The organism is Streptomyces sparsogenes subsp. cuspidosporus (assembly GCF_039532705.1).
GTDB lineage: Bacteria > Actinomycetota > Actinomycetes > Streptomycetales > Streptomycetaceae > Streptomyces > Streptomyces sparsogenes.
This window is the reverse complement of the sequence record NZ_BAAASD010000015.1, coordinates 87,283-106,350: the sequence shown is the minus strand read 5'-3', so window position 1 is coordinate 106,350 and position 19,068 is coordinate 87,283. Positions and strand designations below refer to the sequence as shown.

Sequence of the window (19,068 nt, the reverse complement as noted above, 5' to 3'; positions counted from 1 at the left end):
GACGTGTGGCGGGTTTCCCACCGCCGCGACCGCAAACGGCCTCAGGGGTGACGAACATCGGGCAGCGGGCCAAACGGCGCTGACACAGCGTCAGCGCGGGGCGCTCAGGCGGGCGGCGGCCCGTAGCCGCCACCTCCCGGCGTGTGGACGATGAGCACGTCCCCCGCCCCGACCTCCGTCGCGTCGCAGCCGCCGAGCCGGTCCACGGTGCCGTCGGCGCGCTCGACCAGGTTCACCCCGCAGGCGCCCGGCTTGCCGCCCGCCATGCCGTACGGCGGCACCCTCCGGTGGCCGGTGAGCAGCGCCACGGTCATCGGCTCCAGGAAGCGGATGCGCCGGGTGGCGCCGTGGCCGCCCCGCCAGCGGCCGCGGCCGCCGCTGCCGTTCCGCACCTCAAAGGCGTCCACGCGCACCGGGTAGCGCCACTCCAGCACCTCGGGGTCGGTCAGCCGGGAGTTGGTCATGTGGGTCTGGACGACGTCCGCGCCGTCGAAGCCCTCGCCGGCGCCCGAGCCGCCCGCGACGGTCTCGTAGTACTGCACGCGGTCGTTGCCGAAGGTCACGTTGTTCATCGTGCCGGAGCCCTCGGCCTGGACCCGCAGCGCCGCGTACAGCGCACCGGTGACGGCCTGTGAGGTCTCCACGTTGCCCGCGACCGTGGCGGCCGGGAAGACGGGCGCGAGCATCGAGCCCTCGGGGATGCGGACCCGCAGGGGCTTGAGGCAGCCGCTGTTGAGCGGGATGTCCTCCGCCACCAGCGTCCGGAAGACGTAGAGCACCGCCGCCATCACCACCGAGCTGGGCGCGTTGGCGTTGCCCGGCTGCTGCGGTGAGGTGCCGGCGAAGTCCAGCACGGCCGCGCGCGCCTCCCGGTCCACCCGCACGGCGACCTGGACGACCGCGCCGCTGTCCGTCTCGTAGCGGTACGAGCCGTCCCCCAGCCGCCCGACGACGCGGCGCACGGATTCCTCGGCGTTGTCCTGCACATGGCCCATGTAGGCGTGCACGACGTCCAGGCCGAACTGCCCGATCATCCGCCGGAGTTCGTGGATGCCCTTCTCGTTGGCGGCGATCTGGGCCCGCAGGTCGGCGAGGTTGGCGCCGGGGGCGCGCGAGGGGTACGGGCCCGAGGTCAGCAGCTCGCGGGTCTCCTCCTCGCGCAGCCGACCGTCCCGGACCAGCAGCCAGTTGTCGAAGAGCACCCCCTCCTCCTCGATCCGGCGGCTGAAGGCGGGCATCGAGCCGGGGGTGATGCCGCCGATCTCGGCGTGGTGGCCGCGCGAGGCCACGAGGAACAGCAGTTCGGCGCCCGGCTCGTCGAAGACCGGGGTGACGACGGTGACGTCCGGCAGGTGGGTGCCGCCGTGGTACGGGTCGTTGACGGCGTACACATCGCCGGGCCGCATCGCGTCCCCGTTGCGCCGCAGCACCTCCTTGATGGACTCCCCCATGGACCCCAGGTGCACCGGGATGTGCGGGGCGTTGGCGATCAGGTTCCCCTCGGCGTCGAAGAGGGCGCAGGAGAAGTCCAGCCGCTCCTTGATGTTCACGGAGTGGGCGGTGTTCTCCAGGCGCAGGCCCATCTGCTCGGCGATCGCCATGAAGAGGCTGTTGAACACCTCCAGCATCACCGGGTCGACCTCGGTGCCGACGGCCACCGTGGGCGGCCGTGGCCGCGCCCGGGTGATCAGCAGGTGGCCGCGCTCTTCGGCGGCGGCCCGCCAGCCGGGGTCGACGACGGTGGTGGCGTCCTCCTCGGCGATGATCGCCGGCCCGGTGACGGCGTCCCCCGGACGCAGGCCGGCACGCTCGTACAGGAGGACGTCCCGCCAGGCGCCCTCGGCGAACATCCGCACGGTGTCCGCCGGGCGCGGCTCCCCCGCGCGCGGCGGCCCGCCACCCGTGGGCCCGGCCACCGGGGCCGTGGGGCCCGCCGCGCCCACGGCCTCCACGGACACCGCCTCGGCGACGAGCGGCTTGTCCATGGTGAAGGCGTAGCGCGCGCGGTGCGCCCGGACGAACTCCTCGGCCATCGCCCCGGCGGTGTCCAGCGGGACGGGGATGGCGGAGTCGGTGCCCGCGTACCGCAGATGGACCCGGGCCGAGGTGGTGACGGTCTCGTCAAGGACACCGTCCGCGCGCAGCTCGGCGCGCGTCCGCGTCTCCAGCTCCGCGCACGTCTCCCGTACGCGCGGCAGCGTGGCGTCGCTCAGCTCGGTCTCGACGGCCTGCTCGCGCATGGCGGTGGCGTCGGCCACGCCGATGCCGTACGCGGAGAGCACCCCCGCCAGCGGTGGCACGATCACGGTGTTCACGCCGAGGGCGTCGGCGACCGCGCACGCGTGCTGGCCGCCCGCCCCGCCGAAGCTGGTGAGCGCGTAGCGGGTGATGTCGTGGCCGCGCTGCACGGAGATCTTCTTGACGGCGTTGGCCATGCCCAGGACCGCGATGTCCAGGAAACCCGCCGCGACCTCCTCCGGTCCGCGCCGGTCGCCCGTGGCCGCCGCGATCTCACCGGCGAGCGCGGCGAAGCGGGCGCGCACCGTCTCCGCGTCCAGGGGCCGGTCGCCGCCGGGGCCGAAGACCGCCGGGAAGTGTCCGGGCTGGATCCGGCCCAGCATCACGTTCGCGTCGGTCACGGTCAGCGGGCCGCCGCGCCGGTAGCAGGCCGGGCCCGGGACGGCCCCGGCGGAGTCGGGCCCCACGCGGTAGCGCCGCCCGTCGAAGTGGAGCACCGAGCCGCCGCCGGCCGCGACGGTGTGGATGTTCATCATCGGCGCGCGCATCCGCACCCCCGCCACCTCGGTGCCGAAGGCCCGCTCGAACTCGCCCGCGTAGTGCGACACATCGGTCGAGGTGCCGCCCATGTCGAAGCCGATGACCCGGTGGTGGCCGGCCTCCCCGGAGGCGCGCGCCATGCCGACCACCCCGCCCGCGGGCCCGGACAGCACCGCGTCCTTGCCCCGGAAGTGCGAGGCCTCCCGCAACCCGCCGTTGGACTGCATGAACATCAGCCGGACGCCGCGCAGCTCGGCGGCCACGTCCTCGACGTAGCGGCGCAGGATCGGGGAGAGATACGCGTCCACGACGGTGGTGTCCCCGCGCGGCACCAGCTTCATCAGCGGGCTCACCTCGTGTGAGCAGCTCACCTGTGTGTACCCCAGCTCGTGGGCCACCGCCTCGACCGCCTGCTCGTGCGCGGCGTGGCGGTAGCCGTGCAGCAGCACGACGGCCACGCTGCGGAAGCCGTCCCGGTGGGCCGCGCGCAGCACGTCCGCGGTGGCCTCCAGGTCCGGCTCGCGTACGACGCCGCCGTGCGCGTCGACCCGCTCGGGCACCTCCACGACCCGCTCGTACAGCGCCTCGGGCAGCACGATCCGCCGGTCGAACAGGCGCGGGCGGTTCTGGTAGGCGATGCGCAGCGCGTCCCGGAACCCCTCGGTGACGACCAGGACGGTCGGCTCGCCCGTGCGCTCCAGCAGGGCGTTGGTGGCCACGGTGGTGCCCATCTTGACGACCGCGATCCGGTCGGCCGGGATGGGCTCGTCGAGTCCCAGCCCGAGCGTCAGCCGGATGCCGGCGACGGCGGCGTCCCGGTACCGCTCGGGGTGGTGCGACAGCAGCTTGCGGGTCACGAGGCGCCCGTCCGGGCGCTTGCCCACGACGTCCGTGAAGGTCCCGCCGCGGTCGATCCAGAACTCCCAGCGTCCTGCCGTCACCCCGCCATTGTCGCCCCATCGGCGGGGGCGGCGTGGCCGGACACCGCGCCGCCGACCGGCGGCGCGTCGTGGGCGGCGAGGAACGCCGCCACCGCCGCGGGCCACCCGTAGCGTTCGGCGCGGGCGCGGGCCGTGGCGCGGCGGGCGGGCTCGGGGCGGGACAGGACGTGTTCGACGGCGTCCGCGAACGCGGCCCCGTGGTCGGCCGCCGTCGCGCCCGCGGGGCCGACGACGGCCGGGAGGGCGGACAGCTCGCTGACGACGACGGGCGTGCCGCAGGCCAGCGCCTCCAGCGCGGCCAGTCCGAAGGTCTCGGCGGGCCCCGGGGCCAGCACCGCGTCCGCGCTCGCCTGGAGCGCCGCGAGCGCGCCGCGGTCGGCCACATGGCCCAGGAACGCGGCCGGGAGCCGCTCCGCCCGGGCGCGGGCCGTGAGGCGGGGGCGCAGCGGGCCGTCGCCCGCGACCACGAGGGCCGCGCGGACGCCCCGCCGGCCCAGCTCGGCGAGCGCGTCGAGCGCGCGGCCCGGCCGCTTCTCCGGCGACAGCCGCGAGCACATCACGAGGAGCACCGCGGCCCCGCCCCGGTGCCGGTCACGCAGCGCCGGGTCGCGTTGGGCCGGGTGGAAGTGGTCCAGGTCCACGCCCAAGGGGGCGCGTACGACATTGCGCGCGCCGATCCGTACAAACTCGCGCGCCGCCCACTCGGTGGTGCAGACGACGCGCGAATACGCCCGCGCGCTGCGCCGGTTCAGCCGGTCGGCGGCCCGCCGGGCGGCGGCTTCGGGGACGCCCCAGGCGCGCAGCACGCCGTCGGCGCTCTCGTGGGAGACCATCACGGAGGGCACGCGGGCGCGGCGCGCCCACTCCCCCGTCCACCGCAGGGTGGTCCGGTCGGACACCTCGAGCCGGTCGGGCGCGAGCCCGTCCAGCAGCCGGGTCAGCCGTCGGCGGTCGGTCAGCACGCGGTAGCCGCCGGTGCCGGGCACCCGCGGCCCCGGGACGGTGATCACCCGCCCCTGCGGGGTGAGCTCGTCCGAGGCGTGTGCGCCCGGCACGACCAGGACGGGCTCGTGCCCGGCCGCCCGGTAGCCCGAGCCGAGCTCGCCCAGCGCGGTGCGCAGCCCGCCGGAGGAGGGGGTGACGAAGTTGGCGAGTCTGACGATCCGCAGGGGCGCGCGCGGGCCGTCCGGGCCCTGGGCCGGCACCGCCGCGCCCGCTCCCGTGCCGGGCGGCGGCGCGGCGCTCACGCGGCCACCGCCGTGCGGGCCGCGAGGACCTCGGTGTAATGGGTGATCAGCTGGTCCCCGACCGCCTCCCAGGTGCGGCCCCGGACCGCCTCCCGCCCCGCGCGGCCGAGTGCCGAACGCAGCCGCGGGTCGGCCGCGAGGAGGGACACGGCGTCGGCGACGGCGGCCGCGTCCCTGGGCGGCACCAGGAGCCCGGTGCGCCCGTGGTCCACCAGGTCGAGCGGGCCGCCGGCCGCGGGGGCGATCACGGGGACGCCGCTGGCCTGGGCCTCCTGCACCGTCTGGCAGAAGGTCTCCTGCGGGCCGGTGTGCGCGAAGAGGTCGAGGGACGCGAAGACGCGCGCCAGCTCGTCGCCGGTGCGCCGGCCCAGGAAGCGGGCCCCGGGCAGCGCGGCGCGCAGCGCCGGCTCGCTGGGGCCGTCCCCGACGACGACCACCCGGACGCCTGGGAGCGCGCAGACGGGGGCGAGGAGCTCGACGTTCTTCTCGGGCGCGAGCCGGCCGACGTAGCCGACGATCAGCTCGCCGCCGGGGGCCAGGGTCCGGCGCAGCCCGGTGTCGCGGCGCTCGGGGGTGAAGCGCTCGGTGTCCACACCGCGCGGCCACAGCCGCACCCGCGGCACCCCGTGGTCGTCGAGGTCGCGGGCGGCGGCGGTGGACGGCGCGAGGGTGCGGTCCGCGGCGGTGTGCACGGCGCGTATCCGCCGCCAGGCGGCGTTCTCGCCGGCGCCGAAGTACGTACGGGCGTAGCCGCCCAGGTCGGTCTGGTAGACGGCGACGGCGGGGATCCGCAGCCGCAGCGCGGTGGTCATGCCGCGGGCGCCGAGGACGAAGGGGCCGGCGAGGTGCACCACGTCGGCCCGGTGCGCGCTGAGCGCGGCGGCGAGCCGCCGGCTGGGGAGGGCGACGCGAACCTGGGGGTAGCCGGGCAGGGGCAGGGACGGGATGCGCAGGACGGGGTAGGGGCGGGAGGCGTCGGGATCCGCCGGCCCCTCGCCCGGCCCGGCGGGCGCGATGACGAGCGGATGGTGGCCGCGCCGGTGCAGGTGCCGGGCGGTCTGCAGGGCGCAGTGAGCCACCCCGTTGACGTCGGGCGGGAAGGATTCGGTGACGATGGCGACACGCATACGGGTGTTCTCGGCGCGCGAGGGGTGGCCCCGGCGTCGCCCAGCTTTCGCCCCGTGGAACGTCCCATGAGCGTTCGCCCCCGGGCCCGCCGGGCCGACCGGCACCGGGGGCTCCGGCCTCACGGCCGGGGAGCGACGGGGTGGCCCTCGAGTCGGCAGCTCGGCTCGGCCTGAGCCGGCGGCGTACCCCACGACGGGGTCGGCTGCTCCGGCCTCACAGCCGGCGACCCGAGCGGGGCGGCGGGTGGCCCCCGATACCGGGGGCTCGGGCGGGGTCTGCGGCTCGGGCCTCGGAATCGGCGGCTCGGGCGGGGTCTGCGGCTCGGGCCTCGGAACCGGGGGCTCGGGCGGGGTCTGCGGCTCGGGCCTCGGAACCGGCGGCTCGGGCGGGGCGGGCGGCGCGCCTCTCACGGCTGGAGGTCGGCGGCGTGCACCTCAGGGGTCGGCGCGGTGGTCCTCGGTGCCGGGGCCGGGCGGTCGGGGGCGGCCGACGCGTACGGACGTACACAAGCCGCTCGCTCCCTCGGGCCGGGCGGCCGAGGCGCAGGGCCTCCGGGGTCAGACCGCTGTCGCGTCGGGGCCGAAGCGGCTGCGGACGGCTGTTTGGACCTCCGCCTCCTCCACGGGGTCGGCGGCGAGTCTGCGGAGTTGCTCGACGACGCGGTCGTCGGCGGTGGCGGCGTGCCGGGCGGCCAGTTCGCGGGTGCTCTCCTCGCAGTCCCAGAGGCACTCGACGGCGAAGCCCGCGCCGAAGGACGGATCGGTGGCGGCCAGGGCGCGCGCGGCGCGGCCGCGGAGGTGGGAGGAGGCGGTCTCGCGGTAGATGTGGCGCAGCACGGGCGCGGCGCAGGCGATTCTCAGGCGTCCGGCGCCGTCGACGAGGGTCCACAGGGCCTGGGCGTCGGGGCCTTCGCCCCGCACCGTGGCGCGCAGGGCGGAGAGCACGAGGGGCGCGTCGTAGTGGCCGCCCCGGCAGGCGAGCATGGCGGCGGCCGCGGCGCCGAGGGCGTCGGGGCGGGTGGCCCAGAGCCGGGCCCGGTCGAGGGCGGCCACGCTGCGCATGCGCTCGAAGGCGGCGAGGGCGCCCTGGGAGACCAGTTCGGAGGCGGAGGGGTCGGTGACGGCCGCTTCGATCAGGTCGAGCACCTCCGGGTCGCCGGTCTCCGCGAGGTGCCGCAGCGCCGCGGCCCGGGCCGCGTCGGGGGCGGCGGCCGCGGCGGCGAGCAGTTCGGGCCGGTCCTCGGGGCCGGCGACGGCGGCCAGGCAGCGGGCGGCGGCCTCGGGGCGGCGGGCACCGGGCCGCAGGTCGTCCTCCTGCTGGGCCCACACCAGCACGTCGTGGACGCTCCAGCCGGGGCGCGGGCCCGAGGGCCGCAGCTGGCGCTGCCAGCGGTCGAAGGATCCGTGTTCCTGGGCGGCGCGCACGCGGGACCCGTGGCGCGGGTCGTCCGCCCACAGTCGCCAGGGCCGGGGTTCATAGGCGCCGCGCACGGCGGCGGCGAGTTCGGCGTCGCCTTCGGGGGTCCGGGGGAAGCGGCCGAGGACGGCGGGGGCGAGGGCGCGCAGCCCGGTATCGTCGTCGCGCAGGGCCAGCTCGTCGAGCGCCCACTGCCAGTTGCCGCCGGTGGCCGCGTAGCGGCGGAGCAGGCGGAGGGCGTCCTCGCGGCCGTACGAGGCGAGGTGGCCGAGGACGGCGAGGGCGAGGCCGGTGCGCTCCTCGGCGGTGTCGATGAGGTCGTCGGGGTGGAAGAGGTGCTGTTCGATCTCGTCGAGCCCGGCGTCGAGGTCGAGGCAGAGCCGGGCGTAGTACAGGGAGCGGTTTTCCACCTGCCAGTCGCGCCGGGGGTCGCGCAGCACACAGTGGTGCAGTGCCGCGAGCGCCTCGGCCCGCGGCGCGGCGAGGGCGTGCAGGGTCCCGTCGCCACGGCCTCGCTGCAGGAGGCCGAGCAGGGTGCCGCTGGGCGCTATGTCTGGATCGAACATGAGGTCAGCATCCGGTGCGGGGGGTTCGGTGGCAACGGGATTTCCGTCGATCGGCATTCTTGCCGGTGTCCGGGCGCGATATGCGCGATGAACGCGGATCGACGCCGAGGACCACGGGATCCCGAGCGCCGCAGCCTACCCGGAGGAGTCGATTCCGCCGAGTCGTGCCCGACATGCCCCGGAAAGCCACTGGCATATGCCAAAAGCACCACCGGATCGGGTATTGCCAAACCGCTTACGCGACGTCGCACGCTGTGCAAGAGTCGTTACCGGTCCCTTCCGCACGACCCGGCCGCGCCGTGCCCCTATCGGAGAACGTCATGCCGTCCCCCCGCTCCGCGGACCATTCCGCAGCCCAGCCTCCCCACCCCCCGAGGGACACGGTCGACGCGCTCATCTCCCAGACCAGGCGGCTGCGGGGCGGTGTGGCCGCGGTCCGCCGCGACACCACCGGTGGCATCGACCGTGCGGACGACCCCCAGCAGCGCTGGCAGCGCGCGCTGTGCGACCTGGCGGTCCACCAGCTGGACGACCTGGGCCGGCATCTGGACCAGCTCCGCGAGGGACTGCCCGCCGACCCACCCCCGCCGCCGGGCTCCGCCCACGCCCCCTCCGCCGCCGCCTCCGCGCCGGACGCCGGGCCCCGGGAGCGCGGCTCGCTGCTGAGCCGGGTGGGCAGCGCCGAATGGAATCTCCTCACCGACGCCGTCACCTGGTCGGACGAGCTGTTCCAGATCTTCGGCCGGGCCCCCGAGGACGGTGGGCTGACCCTGGACGAGCTTCCCTCCTGGGTCTTCTCCGAGGACCAGCCGATCCTGACCGCGCTGGTCACCGACTGTCTGGTCGACGGCAAGCCGATCGACGGCGAATTCCGCGTCGTGCGCCCCGACGGCGTCGTCCGCACGGTCCACATGTCGGGCGAGCCCGTGCTCGACGAGGACGGCGGCACCGCGTCCATGTGGGCCGTACTGCGCGATGTGAGCGAGCTGCGGCGCAGCGAGCGGGCGGTGCGCGAGGCCCGTGACTCGGTGCGGCGCCGACGGGACATCGCGCGGACCGAGCGCCGGGTCGCGGTCGAGCTGCAGGAGGCCGTGCTGCCGGTGTGGCGCGGTGCCCCGCCGCCCTCCCGGGGGGCCACGGCCACGCTGGACCTCGCCGCCCACTACTTCCCCTCCTCCAGCAGCGCGCAGATCGGCGGCGACTGGTACGACGCGCTGCATCTGCCCGACGGCCGGACCCTGCTCAGCGTCGGCGACCTCACCGGTCACGGCGTGGCCGCGACCTCGGGCGTGGCCACGCTGCTGGGCGCGGTGCGCGGCATGGCGGTGGCCGGGCTGGAGCCGGGCGCCCTGATGGGCTGCCTCAACCAACTGCTGGACACCTCGGCCCGGCCCGCCCTGGGAAGCGCCGTGTGCGGCCGGTACGACCCCGCCACCCGCGCCTTCCTGTGGGCCCAGGCGGCTCACCCCGCCCCGCTGCTCTTCCGCGGCGGGACGGGGCGCGCCCTCCAGCCCCCGGACGGCGTGCTGCTCGGCGCCACGCCGGGCGCGCGGTACGCCCAGGCCGGTGAGCGGCTGGAGCCGGGCGATCTGCTGGTGCTGCACACCGGAGGGCTCCGGCCGTTCAGCACGCACCCCGACACCAACACTGCTACCGAGACCGGCGGCGACACGGGAGCCGAGCGGCTGCTCGGGCTCGCCCCACGGTTCGCCACCGCTCGCAGCGCACAGGAGTGCGTACGGGCCGTGGTGGAGGCGTTCGACGACGAGCGGCGCGAGGACGACGCGTGTGTGCTGATCGCGAGGGTCGCCCCGTAGCGTCCGGCTGTACGCACCTGTAGTGCCTTGGCCGTACGCCTGTACGCAGCGCCTGTACGCAACGCCTATACGGCGGCGGCTTTCCCGTCCCCGCCCGGTGTTCTGCCGCCCGGGATCCTGGCACCCGGGCCACCCTTGGGCCCCAGCCCTTTCGGCGCCTTCTGCTCGATCTCCTCGCGAAGTCTCCGGATGTCGGGGCGCGAGGAGTAACGGCCGGTGAGCCGGTACATCTCGCGCAGCCGGTCCCAGGTGCGGTGGGAGGAGTTGTGCTCGATGGTCAGCAGGGCCAGGCGCGCGTACTTGTCCGCCTGCTCCGGGTCGTCGCCGATGAAGCACGCCGAGGCGATCGAGATGTGGTCGAAGATCTGCGACCGGTCGCGGCCCTCCTCCCGCATCCGCAGCCCCTCCTTGGCGTGGCGCTGCGCGATCGCGGCGGCGCCGGGCTCGTGTTCCGCGAGGGTGCGGTAGACCAGCCCCTCCATGCCGTGCAGATCGGCCTCGTTGAACAGCTGCATCCAACTCGGCGGCGGTACGTCGCCCTTGTCGGAGACGAACAGCTCCTCGGCCTGGCCCAGGGTGCGGCGCACCGCCTGCCCATGGCCCATGGACGCCTGCGCCCATGCCTCGATGGTGCAGAACATGGCGCGGGTGCGGGGCAGCGCCTCCTGGCCCGCGCCGGACTTGGCGAGTTTCATCAGATCGAGTGCGTCGTCCGGCCGGCCCAGGTGGACCATCTGCCGGGCGGCGCGGGAGAGCGCCTCCCCCGCCCGGGGGCGGTCGCCCCCCTCACGGGCCGCGTGCGCGGCGATGAGGAAGTACTTCTGGGCGGTGGGCTCCAGGCCCACGTCGTGTGACATCCAGCCGGCGAGCACGGCCAGGTTGGCCGCGACGCCCCACAACCGGCGCTGCAGAGCCGGGGGGTGGCGATAGGCGAGCATCCCGCCCACCTCGTTGAGCTGGCCCACCACGGCCTTGCGCTGCAGTCCCCCGCCGCGGGCGGCGTCCCAGGCGCGGAAGATGTCGACCGAGTGTTCCAGCGCGTCGATCTCCTGGGAGCCCACCGGGGCCGCCTCGTAGCGGTCGAAGCCGGCGAAGTCCGCGGACAGGGGCTCGTCGGTACGGGGGGCGTCGGAAGCCAGCGTCGGGTCGCTGAGCAGCCAGTCGTGCATGGCACCGGTGATGGCTGATCCTGCGGCGAGCGCGGCGCCCGCACCCACCAAGCCGCGTCGGTTGAACATAAGGTCCATTCCCGTGAATTCGGTGAGGACCGCGGCCGTGGACTCGGGCGCCCAGAGCAGCCCGTCCCCGGACTGCCCCTTCCCCGCGCGCCCCTGCCGTGCGAAACCGAGGTCCTCGATGGTCACGACTCGACCGAGGCGCTCGGTGAACAGGGCGGCCAAAACCTTGGGCACGGGATCGCGCGGCATCTCGCCGGTGTCGATCCAACGCCGCACCCGCGAGGTGTCGGTCGCCAGCTGCGGATGGCCCATGGCCGCCGCCTTCCGGTTCACGAGCCTCGCGAGCTCCCCCTTGGACCAGCCGGCGAGGCCGAACAGGTCCGCGAGACGGGTGTTGGGTTCCCTCGTCATGTCAAGCCCCCAGGTTCTCGGCTGACTTGACAGTAACGGGCCAGTCACGGCCCGTGCGACTATTCGCCAGGGTTCGCCAGGGTCCGCCAGATGGTGTGCCACCCGCGGGTGGGTGTGGTGTAGGACCGCGCCACCCGGCCCGGCGGCGATCAGCGAGAACGGGCCGCATTCCCCAGGGTGCGGCCTCGCCCCGGGGCCGGGAGGCGCGCGACTCGTCGGCACACGAAGGGATCTGTATTGTCCATGTACGCAGCATCGTCCTCCGTGTCCGCCCCGCCCCGGCCGTACCGTCGGCAGCCGCCAGGCGCCGGGCCGTTCCTGGATCCCGCCGCCGGCGGGCGGGCGAGGCGGGCCCCGAGCCCCGGCCCGCTGAGCGGGAGACTCGACATGTCCGGCCCGCAAGGAGCACAGCTGCGCACGGCGATCGCGTCGGTCCACCGCATCTGTCCGGAGTTCAACCCCGTCCAGGTGCTCCGGCGCAGCGGGCGGTCCGTACTCCTGGTCGGCACCACCGGCCGCACCACAGCGGTCGCCAAGTGCCTGCTGGACCACTCCCCGGCCTGGGCCGAGCGGTTCCGGCGGGAAATAGCGATGTACCGCACGTTCGTGCGCCACCGTCCGCCCGTCCGGGTGCCCCGGCTGATCGCGGCCGACCCCGACAACTGCGCCCTGGTCATCGAGCGGATGCCCGGGCGGGTGGCGGCGTCCCAGCGCCATCCCGCCGAGCCGCCGCCGCGGGCCGATGTGCGGGCCGCGCTGGGCGCCATCTGCCGGATCAATCTGTGGCGGCCGCCCACGGATCTGTTCGACGCGCCGATCGACTACGCGGCCAGGCTGGCCCGCTACCACGAGCTCGGGCTCCTCACCGACCGGGACATGGGCGATCTGCGGAAGCTGCTGCGCGGGCTGGCGCACAGCTCCGGACGGCAGAGCCAGGGGCAGTTCTGCCACGGCGACGCCTTACTGAACAACATCCTGCTCTCCCCGGCCGGGGCGGCGCTCATCGACTGGGACCACGCGGGCTGGTATCTGCCCGGGTACGACCTGGCCACCCTGTGGACGGCGCTCGGCGACGCCCCGGGGCCGCGGCGCCAGATCAGCCAGCTGGCGCAGGCGGCGGGGCCCGACGCGCGGGACGCCTTCCTGGTGAATCTGATGCTCGTGCTGACGCGGGAGATCCGCCAGTGCGAGACGGCCGTGCAGCGCACCATGCACGACCCCGCCCCGCCGGCGCCGGGCGCGATCGGGGCCGGTGAGGAGCAGCGCCTGCTGCTGCGCCGCCTGCACGACGACTGTTCCCTCGCGCGGCGTGCCGTGCGGGCCGCGGTCGGCACCCGCTGAACCGCGGCGCCCGTCGCACCACGGGGCGCGCCACCGGTCTGGACCAGTGACGCGCCGCAGGCCCGTCCGCCTGTGCCGGGAAACCCCGCGCACCCGTCCCGGGAATCCCCTGGCATGGGCGTTGACGTGCGAACACCCGGGCGGCCGCAGATCATTGACGGATCGCCTGGCACCGGATACCTCTAGGTGGGCTCGGCCCGCACGCATGACCAGCGCACACCCAGCGCACGTCGGCCCGCCTTGAGGAGGCTGCAATGCGAGGATCCGCACAGGACAGCGCGCACGACCCGAACAGACCGGCGCCCGGCCCCACGCGGCGGACGGCCCTGCGGACCGCCGGTGCGGCCGCCTCGGCGGCCTTTCTGCTCCCTCTGGCGTCGCAGGCCCCGGCCGCCCTGGCCGACGAGGCGCGGCCGGGCGGCGACGCCCTGCAGCGGGCCTTCGCCGCCGCGGCGCAGGAGTACGGCGTCCCGTTGAGCGTGCTGCTGGGCGTGTCGTATCTGCAGTCGCGCTGGGACGGTCACGGCGGCGCGCCGAGCGTCACCGGCGGCTATGGCCCCATGCACCTCACCGATGTGACCACCGCCCTGGCCCGCACCCCGCACCACAGCCACGGCACGGAGGACGCGCGCGGCGATGCGGCGCGCCCGCGCGAGGTGCCCGGCACCGAGGTGCCCCGGGCGCGGCAACTGCCCGCGCGGCTGCGGACGCTGGAGCGTGCCGCCGACCTGACCGGGCTGTCCGCCGAGGCGCTGCGCGGCGACGAGGCGGCGAATGTGCGCGGTGGCGCCGCGCTGCTGGCCGCCGAGCAGAAGAGGCTGGGGCTGCCGCTGAGCGAGGACCCGGCCGACTGGTACGCGGCGGTGGCGGCGTATGCCGGCTCGGACAACGCCACGGCGGCCGCCGTCTTCGCCGACGACGTGTTCGAGGTGATCCGCGACGGCGCGAGCCGCACCACGGCCTCGGGTGAGACGGTCTCGCTCCCGGCCGCGCCCGAGGTGTCCCCCGACACCCGGCAGCTGCGGGCGCTGGGGCTGCCCTCCGTCGAGCGGGATCCGAACATCGAGGCCCCCAAGGGCGTCTCGATCGAGTGGTTCCCGGCGCCCTACGAGCAGTTCGGCGACAACGACTACGGCAACCACGACCTGGGCAACCGCCCCGAGTCCCAGTCGATCGACTACATCGTCATCCATGACACCGAGGGCACCTGGGACGTCTGCCTCAAGCTGATCAAGGACCCGACGTATGTGTCCTGGCAGTACACCCTGCGCTCGGCCGACGGGCACATCGCCCAGCACCTCGCGCTGAAGGACGTGGGGTGGCACGCGGGCAACTGGTATGTCAACGCCAAGTCGATCGGCGTGGAGCACGAGGCGTTCCTCACCTCCCCCGACGCCTGGTACACGGAGGCGATGTACCGCAGCTCGGCCCGGCTGGTGCGCTATCTCGCCCGGAAGTACGACATCCCGCTGGACCGCCAGCACATCCTGGGCCATGACAACGTGCCCGGCACCACCACCCCGAACATCAAGGGCATGCACACCGACCCGGGCCCCTACTGGGACTGGGCGCACTACTTCACCCTCCTGGGCGCGCCCTTCCACGCCACCGCGGGCCCGGGCGGCGGGCTGGTCACCGTCCGCCCCGACTACGAGACCCACCAGCCGGTGTACACCGGCTGTGAGACCGCCGGTGTGGCATGTACTCCGCACGGCTCGGGCGCGGTGCGGCTGCACACCGCGCCGAGTGCGGACGCCCCGCTGGTCAAGGACATCGGGCTGCGCCCCGACGGGTCGGACTCCACGACCGGGGTCAACGACACCGGTGCCCGCGCCTCGACCGGGCAGCGGTTCGCGGTGGCGGAGCGCCGGGGCGACTGGACGGCCATCTGGTACCTCGGGCAGAAGGCGTGGTTCGAGAACCCCAGGAGCCGGCCGACCGCGGTCAACACCAAGGGCCTGGTCGTCACTCCGAAGGAGGGCGCGGCGGAGGTGCCGGTGTACGGGCGCGCCTACCCGGAGAAGGAGGCGTACCCGGCGGGGGTGCCGGTGCAGGCCGTCTCGCCGCTCCCGTACAAGCTGCTCGCGGGGCAGCGGTACGCGCTGGGGCTGAAGACCCAGGGCGAGTATCTGTGGGCGACCACCTTCGACCCGGCGGGTCACAAGGTGGTGCGCGGCCAGGACACGTACTACCAGATCCAGTTCGGGCACCGGGTGGCGTTCGTGCGGGCCGCCGATGTGCGGATCGAGCGGTCCGACAAGTAGCCCGCGGGCAGGTTCGCCGACGGTCGAGGGCCGCGGGCGTGGCCGGCCGGCTTCATGCCGGCCGGCCGCCTCGCGGCCCTTCCGCGTGCCGGTCTCAGCCCCCTGCCGGTCTCGGCCCCGCCGGTCTCAGCCCTGCCGGAACATCTCCGCGGGCAGCGGCTTGAGCAGCCGGTAGAGGTCGTCGGTGATGGGGCGGTCCCAGCTCGCGATGGTGACCAGGATGCCGTCGCTCCGGTCGAACTGGGCGCAGGAGATCCGGCCCTCGGAGAGCTTGATGCGGCGCACGATGAGGAGGTTGTCCTCGTGCATGACCGGGCTGTCCTCGATGTCCACCACATGGACCGGCTCGTCGTTGCCGAGGGCCGCGAGCAGCTGCGTCACCTCGAACGGCGGCTGTCCCTCGGCCAGCTCGCGGGCTGGGGACCCCTCGGGCAGATTCCCGATGATCATCGCGGGGCCGCGCCCGCCGAACAGGTCGTAGCGCAGGAAGACGCCCTGGCAGCTGCCGTCGGGCGCGGGCAGCAGCCCGGCCCCGAGATCGCCGGGCCAGTCCCCCGGGTCCATGGCCAGGACGTCGAAGTCCGGACCGGCGGGCGTGGCGGGGGTGCGGCGGCGGAGGAACGACATGCGGACATGGTACGTGTACCGGCGCCGGAATCCGCCCGGGGGAGCGGCGGGGCGGCGCCCGGCGCGTGGGGGGGCGCGCACCGGGCGCGGCCGGGGTCAGCGTCCGGTCACCGAGCGCGGTACGCGGGTGCCGACGGCGGGGCCGGCCGGGCCGCCCATCGCCTTGGCCAGCCCGGCGCGGTCGGTGCCCACCTTGCGGTAGACCCCGGACAGCACCCGGGTCACCTCGCGCTCCGCCAGGCCCAGCTCCTCGCCGATCCGGTCGTCGGGCCGGCCGAGCGCGGCCAGCTCGGCGACGGCCTGTTCCCGCGAGGTCAGCGGGGAGCCGTGGTCGGTCCGCAGTTGCAGCGGGCGCAGCCCGGTGGCGGACAGCTCGTCGCGGGCCCGTGTCGCGAGCGCGTCGGCCCCGCACTGCACCGCGCCTTCCAGCCCGCGGTAGAGCCGCTCCCCCGCCTCCAGCGGGAGCCCGATCCGGCGCAGGGCGGCGCCGTGGTCGACCAGGGCGAGGGCCAGGTCGTAGCCGGACGGCGAGCGTTCGAGGTGGTCGACGGCCTCGGCGAGCAGTCTGATCCGCTCCGACCCCTGGGCCACCAGTCCGGCGGTGTGCAGCGCCCGGCCGATCGTGGAGTGGGCGCCGAACTGGCGGGCGCGGCGCACCGCGTCCTGGGCCACCTCCGCGGCCTGCCGGGGCTCGGTGAGCGCGAGGGCCTGGGCCAGGTGGAGCTGCCAGGGGCACCAGGTGGGGTTGCGCATGCCGCGGCGGTCCATCCGGTGGCCGGTCTCGGCGAGCCGCTGCCGGGCCTCGCGGTGCATGTTGCGGGCCAGCAGCAGCTCGCCGCGCACGGTCTGCGCGTCCGGGCACAGCAGGGCCTGGGGGAGGTTCCCGCCGCAGGAGTGCTCGGCGGCGAACCGCTGGGCCTCCTCGAGGCGGCCGCGGCGCAGCAGGGTCTCGACGAGGGTGCCGACGGCGGTCCAGTGGGCGGGGGTCTGCGGCCCGACCAGGTCGGCGATCCGCAGCCCCTCGCGGGCGAGTTCCTCGGCTTCGGCGAGCGCCCCGCGGCGGTAGCGGACGTAGCCGAGGAGGGTGAGGCCGAAGGCGAGGTGCGCGCCGCGCCAGCCCTTCCGCTCGCACTCCGCGACGCCGTCCGCGAACAGCTCCTCGGCGCGGCCCGGCTGGTCGCAGTGGAGGAAGGTCAGGGCGACCAGGATGGGCACCTAGAAGCCCCACTCGTCGTCGGTCCAGGTCAGGCCGTCGCCCAGGGCCTCCTCGGCATGGCGCAGGGCGGTGGCGGCCGGTTCGCCGCGGGTCATCGCGTCGAAGGCGCGCAGGCCCAGCAGGTAGCGCTCGGCCATGCCGCGGCCGGAGAGGCGGCCCGCCAGCCGGGCCAGCCGCCGGGAGCGGGCGGGCGCGTCCTGGCCGTCGGCGCGGAACATGTTCCACATGATCTGTTCGGTCTGCATCCGCAGCCGGGTGCGGGCGCTGCGGGCCCGCCCGGCCTCGGCGGCCACGACCTGCGCGGCCTCCTCCATGCGGCCGCTGTGACCGTAGGCCTGTGCGAGCCGGTAGGTGACCGCCTCGCGCAGCTCGGGGTCGAGCGCGGGCTCCTCCAGGGCGGCCCGCAGGTGGTTGACGGTGACCACGGGCTCGCTGAGCTGGGCCGCGCAGCCGAGTTCGTAGAGCACCGCGGGCCGCTCCTGGAGGGAGGGCGGTTCGCGCAGGGCCCGGGCGAGGCAGCGGCGCGCGGCGTCGGGTGCGCCGGCCCGCAGGTATTCGCGGGCGGCGGCGCGCAGATGGCGCACCACCCAGGGGTCGGCCTCCGGGTGCAGCTCGAGCAGGTGCCGGCCGGCGGCCCCGGAGCCGCGGCCCGCCGCGAGGACCGCGGAGGCGGCGCTGCCGTGCATGGCCACGCGCAGGGCGGCGGGGATCGCGCGGTAGACGGCGGTGGCGATGGTCGGGTGGAGGAATTCGAGGCTTCCGGACCCGGTGCCCGGCCGGCCACCGCCGTCAGGCGCCTCCGGAAGCGCTTCGGCCCCTGTCGCGGGTCGGCCGCGCGGCGGTAGCCGCATGGCGGTGACGGTCCCGGCTCCTGGTTCCCGGGGCGGGCCGGCCGGCGGGGGCCGCTCCTGGGACGCGGGGCGCGGCGGGGCGAAGAAGCGGGCGTCGGCCAGCCGGAGGGCCAGGTCGGCGGTGTCGGTGGTGGACAGGCCCGCGACATCGGCCGCCAGGGCCGGGGTGGCCTCGCTGCCGAGGATCGCGACGGCCCAGGCGAGCCGGACGGCGGCGGTGCCGAGGCGGGTCAGCCGGTCGCCCAGTCCGCTGTCCAGGGCGCTGGAGACCAGCTCGCGCAGGTGGACGAGGTTCACCGACCGCGGCTTCAGATCGCGCTCGCGGACCTTGGCGGTCAGCTCGACGACCTCGAAGGGGTTGCCGCCGGTGACCGCCCAGCACTCGCGGCAGAACGCGTCGTCCGCCTCCTCGCCGAGCGCCTCGCGCACGATCCGGCCGACCGCGCCCGGGGTGAGCGGGGCCAGCAGCCGGGCCCGGGAGCCCTGGCGCTCGGTGAGCCCGCGCAGCGCGGCGGCGTCGGCCGGCAGCTCCTCGGGCCGGTAGGCGACGACCAGCAGCAGGGGCAGGTCGGTGGCGCGCGGGGCGAACCGGGTGAGCCAGTCGAGGGATTCGGTGTCGGCCCAGTGGGCGTCGTCCAGGACCATGACGACGGGGGCGTGCTGGACGGCGAAGCGGGTCACCAGCCAGTCCAGGCCGTCGCGGACGCCGTGCGGGTCGGGCGAGCCGCCGCCGTCCGGGACCACCAGGCCCACGGCGGGCGCGACGATGTCGTACCAGCCGGCGAGGATCTCGCGGTGGGTCTCCTCGCCGGTCGCCGCGAGCACGGGCTGGAAGAGCTGGCGCACCACATGGAAGGCGACGCCCTGCTCCCGCTCGCCGCCGCGGGCCGAGAGCACCGTGCAGCCCCGGGCCGCGGCCCGCCGCCGGGCCTCGGCGAGCAGCGCGGTCTTGCCGGCGCCGCCCGGCCCCGCGAAGGCCATGACCCCGCCGGTGCGCGGCCCGGCCGGGCCGTCGGACGGGTCGCCGCACAGCTCGGTCAACGCGGCGTCCACCGCGCCGAGTTCGGACTCCCGTTCCAGCAGCGTCCGGCGTCCCGGGCTCTGTCGTCTCATCTTCTCCGCCACGCTCGTACCCCTTCGGCAGGTACAGCCGAGCGTAGCCCGATCGAGACGCTGCGTAGCGCCGTATGCGCGGAATTTTCTGGCGGCATTGCCATTGGCACACGCCAATTCGGCGGGCGCCCTATCGAAGGGGGTGCGGACCGGGCCACCATGTCCGGGTGCGGC

The 19,068-nt window shown here is 75.5% G+C and carries 9 protein-coding genes and 1 pseudogene; 3 read left to right on the top strand and 7 right to left on the bottom strand.

From position 1 onward, the window contains the following. Positions 1-104: 104 nt before the first annotated feature. The 4 genes from ABFY07_RS19680 to ABFY07_RS19665 form a co-directional block, all read right to left on the bottom strand. On the bottom strand, positions 105-3,719 hold the full coding sequence (locus ABFY07_RS19680; protein WP_346175740.1) for a hydantoinase B/oxoprolinase family protein: 3,615 nt from the start codon (positions 3,717-3,719) through the stop codon (positions 105-107). Further along, positions 3,716-4,924, bottom strand: coding sequence for a glycosyltransferase (locus ABFY07_RS19675; protein WP_346175799.1), 1,209 nt, complete (start codon positions 4,922-4,924; stop codon positions 3,716-3,718). Before ABFY07_RS19675 ends, ABFY07_RS19680 begins: the two co-directional genes overlap by 4 nt. Before the next feature lie 38 nt (positions 4,925-4,962). Further along, entirely contained in the window at positions 4,963-6,093 is a 1,131-nt protein-coding gene (locus ABFY07_RS19670; RefSeq protein ID WP_346175739.1) for a glycosyltransferase family 4 protein, read from the bottom strand. A 558-nt stretch (positions 6,094-6,651) separates the two neighbouring features. Next, positions 6,652-8,076 carry a HEAT repeat domain-containing protein gene (locus ABFY07_RS19665; RefSeq protein WP_346175738.1) on the bottom strand — a complete coding sequence of 475 codons (1,425 nt, stop codon included), beginning with the start codon at positions 8,074-8,076 and terminating at the stop codon, positions 6,652-6,654. A gap of 320 nt (positions 8,077-8,396) precedes the next feature. On the opposite strand from ABFY07_RS19665, the gene ABFY07_RS19660 reads away from it, so the two are divergent. Next, on the top strand, positions 8,397-9,893 hold the full coding sequence (locus ABFY07_RS19660; protein ID WP_346175737.1) for a PP2C family protein-serine/threonine phosphatase: 1,497 nt from the start codon (positions 8,397-8,399) through the stop codon (positions 9,891-9,893). Positions 9,894-9,958: 65 nt separating this feature from the next. Here the strand turns inward: ABFY07_RS19660 and ABFY07_RS19655 are convergent, their stop codons facing one another. Continuing rightward, a complete protein-coding gene (locus tag ABFY07_RS19655; RefSeq protein WP_346175736.1) occupies positions 9,959-11,482 on the bottom strand; it encodes a DNA-binding protein NsdB in 1,524 nt (507 codons plus the stop codon). A gap of 243 nt (positions 11,483-11,725) precedes the next feature. On the opposite strand from ABFY07_RS19655, the gene ABFY07_RS19650 reads away from it, so the two are divergent. Both ABFY07_RS19650 and ABFY07_RS19645 read left to right on the top strand, forming a co-directional pair. Then, positions 11,726-12,823 carry an aminoglycoside phosphotransferase family protein gene (locus ABFY07_RS19650; protein WP_346175735.1) on the top strand — a complete coding sequence of 366 codons (1,098 nt, stop codon included), beginning with the start codon at positions 11,726-11,728 and terminating at the stop codon, positions 12,821-12,823. A 254-nt stretch (positions 12,824-13,077) separates the two neighbouring features. Continuing rightward, on the top strand, positions 13,078-15,087 hold the full coding sequence (locus tag ABFY07_RS19645; protein WP_346175734.1) for an N-acetylmuramoyl-L-alanine amidase: 2,010 nt from the start codon (positions 13,078-13,080) through the stop codon (positions 15,085-15,087). 126 nt (positions 15,088-15,213) lie between these two features. Here ABFY07_RS19645 and ABFY07_RS19640 read toward each other — a convergent pair whose 3' ends face one another. Together ABFY07_RS19640 and ABFY07_RS43175 are read right to left on the bottom strand one after the other, a co-directional pair. Continuing rightward, positions 15,214-15,714 carry a hypothetical protein gene (locus ABFY07_RS19640; RefSeq protein ID WP_065967485.1) on the bottom strand — a complete coding sequence of 167 codons (501 nt, stop codon included), beginning with the start codon at positions 15,712-15,714 and terminating at the stop codon, positions 15,214-15,216. A gap of 96 nt (positions 15,715-15,810) precedes the next feature. Beyond that, positions 15,811-18,894: pseudogene (locus ABFY07_RS43175) on the bottom strand (ATP-binding protein). Positions 18,895-19,068 lie beyond the last annotated feature (174 nt).

Bases quoted from the DNA above. Each gene is read 5' to 3' on its own strand.
- ABFY07_RS19660 (WP_346175737.1), top strand. From the start codon at position 8,397: ATGCCGTCCCCCCGCTCCGCGGACCATTCCGCAGCCCAGCCTCCCCAC.
- ABFY07_RS19670 (WP_346175739.1), bottom strand. From the start codon at position 6,093: ATGCGTGTCGCCATCGTCACCGAATCCTTCCCGCCCGACGTCAACGGG.
- ABFY07_RS19655 (WP_346175736.1), bottom strand. From the start codon at position 11,482: ATGACGAGGGAACCCAACACCCGTCTCGCGGACCTGTTCGGCCTCGCC.
- ABFY07_RS19645 (WP_346175734.1), top strand. From the start codon at position 13,078: ATGCGAGGATCCGCACAGGACAGCGCGCACGACCCGAACAGACCGGCG.
- ABFY07_RS19665 (WP_346175738.1), bottom strand. From the start codon at position 8,076: ATGTTCGATCCAGACATAGCGCCCAGCGGCACCCTGCTCGGCCTCCTG.
- ABFY07_RS19640 (WP_065967485.1), bottom strand. From the start codon at position 15,714: ATGTCGTTCCTCCGCCGCCGCACCCCCGCCACGCCCGCCGGTCCGGAC.
- ABFY07_RS19650 (WP_346175735.1), top strand. From the start codon at position 11,726: ATGTACGCAGCATCGTCCTCCGTGTCCGCCCCGCCCCGGCCGTACCGT.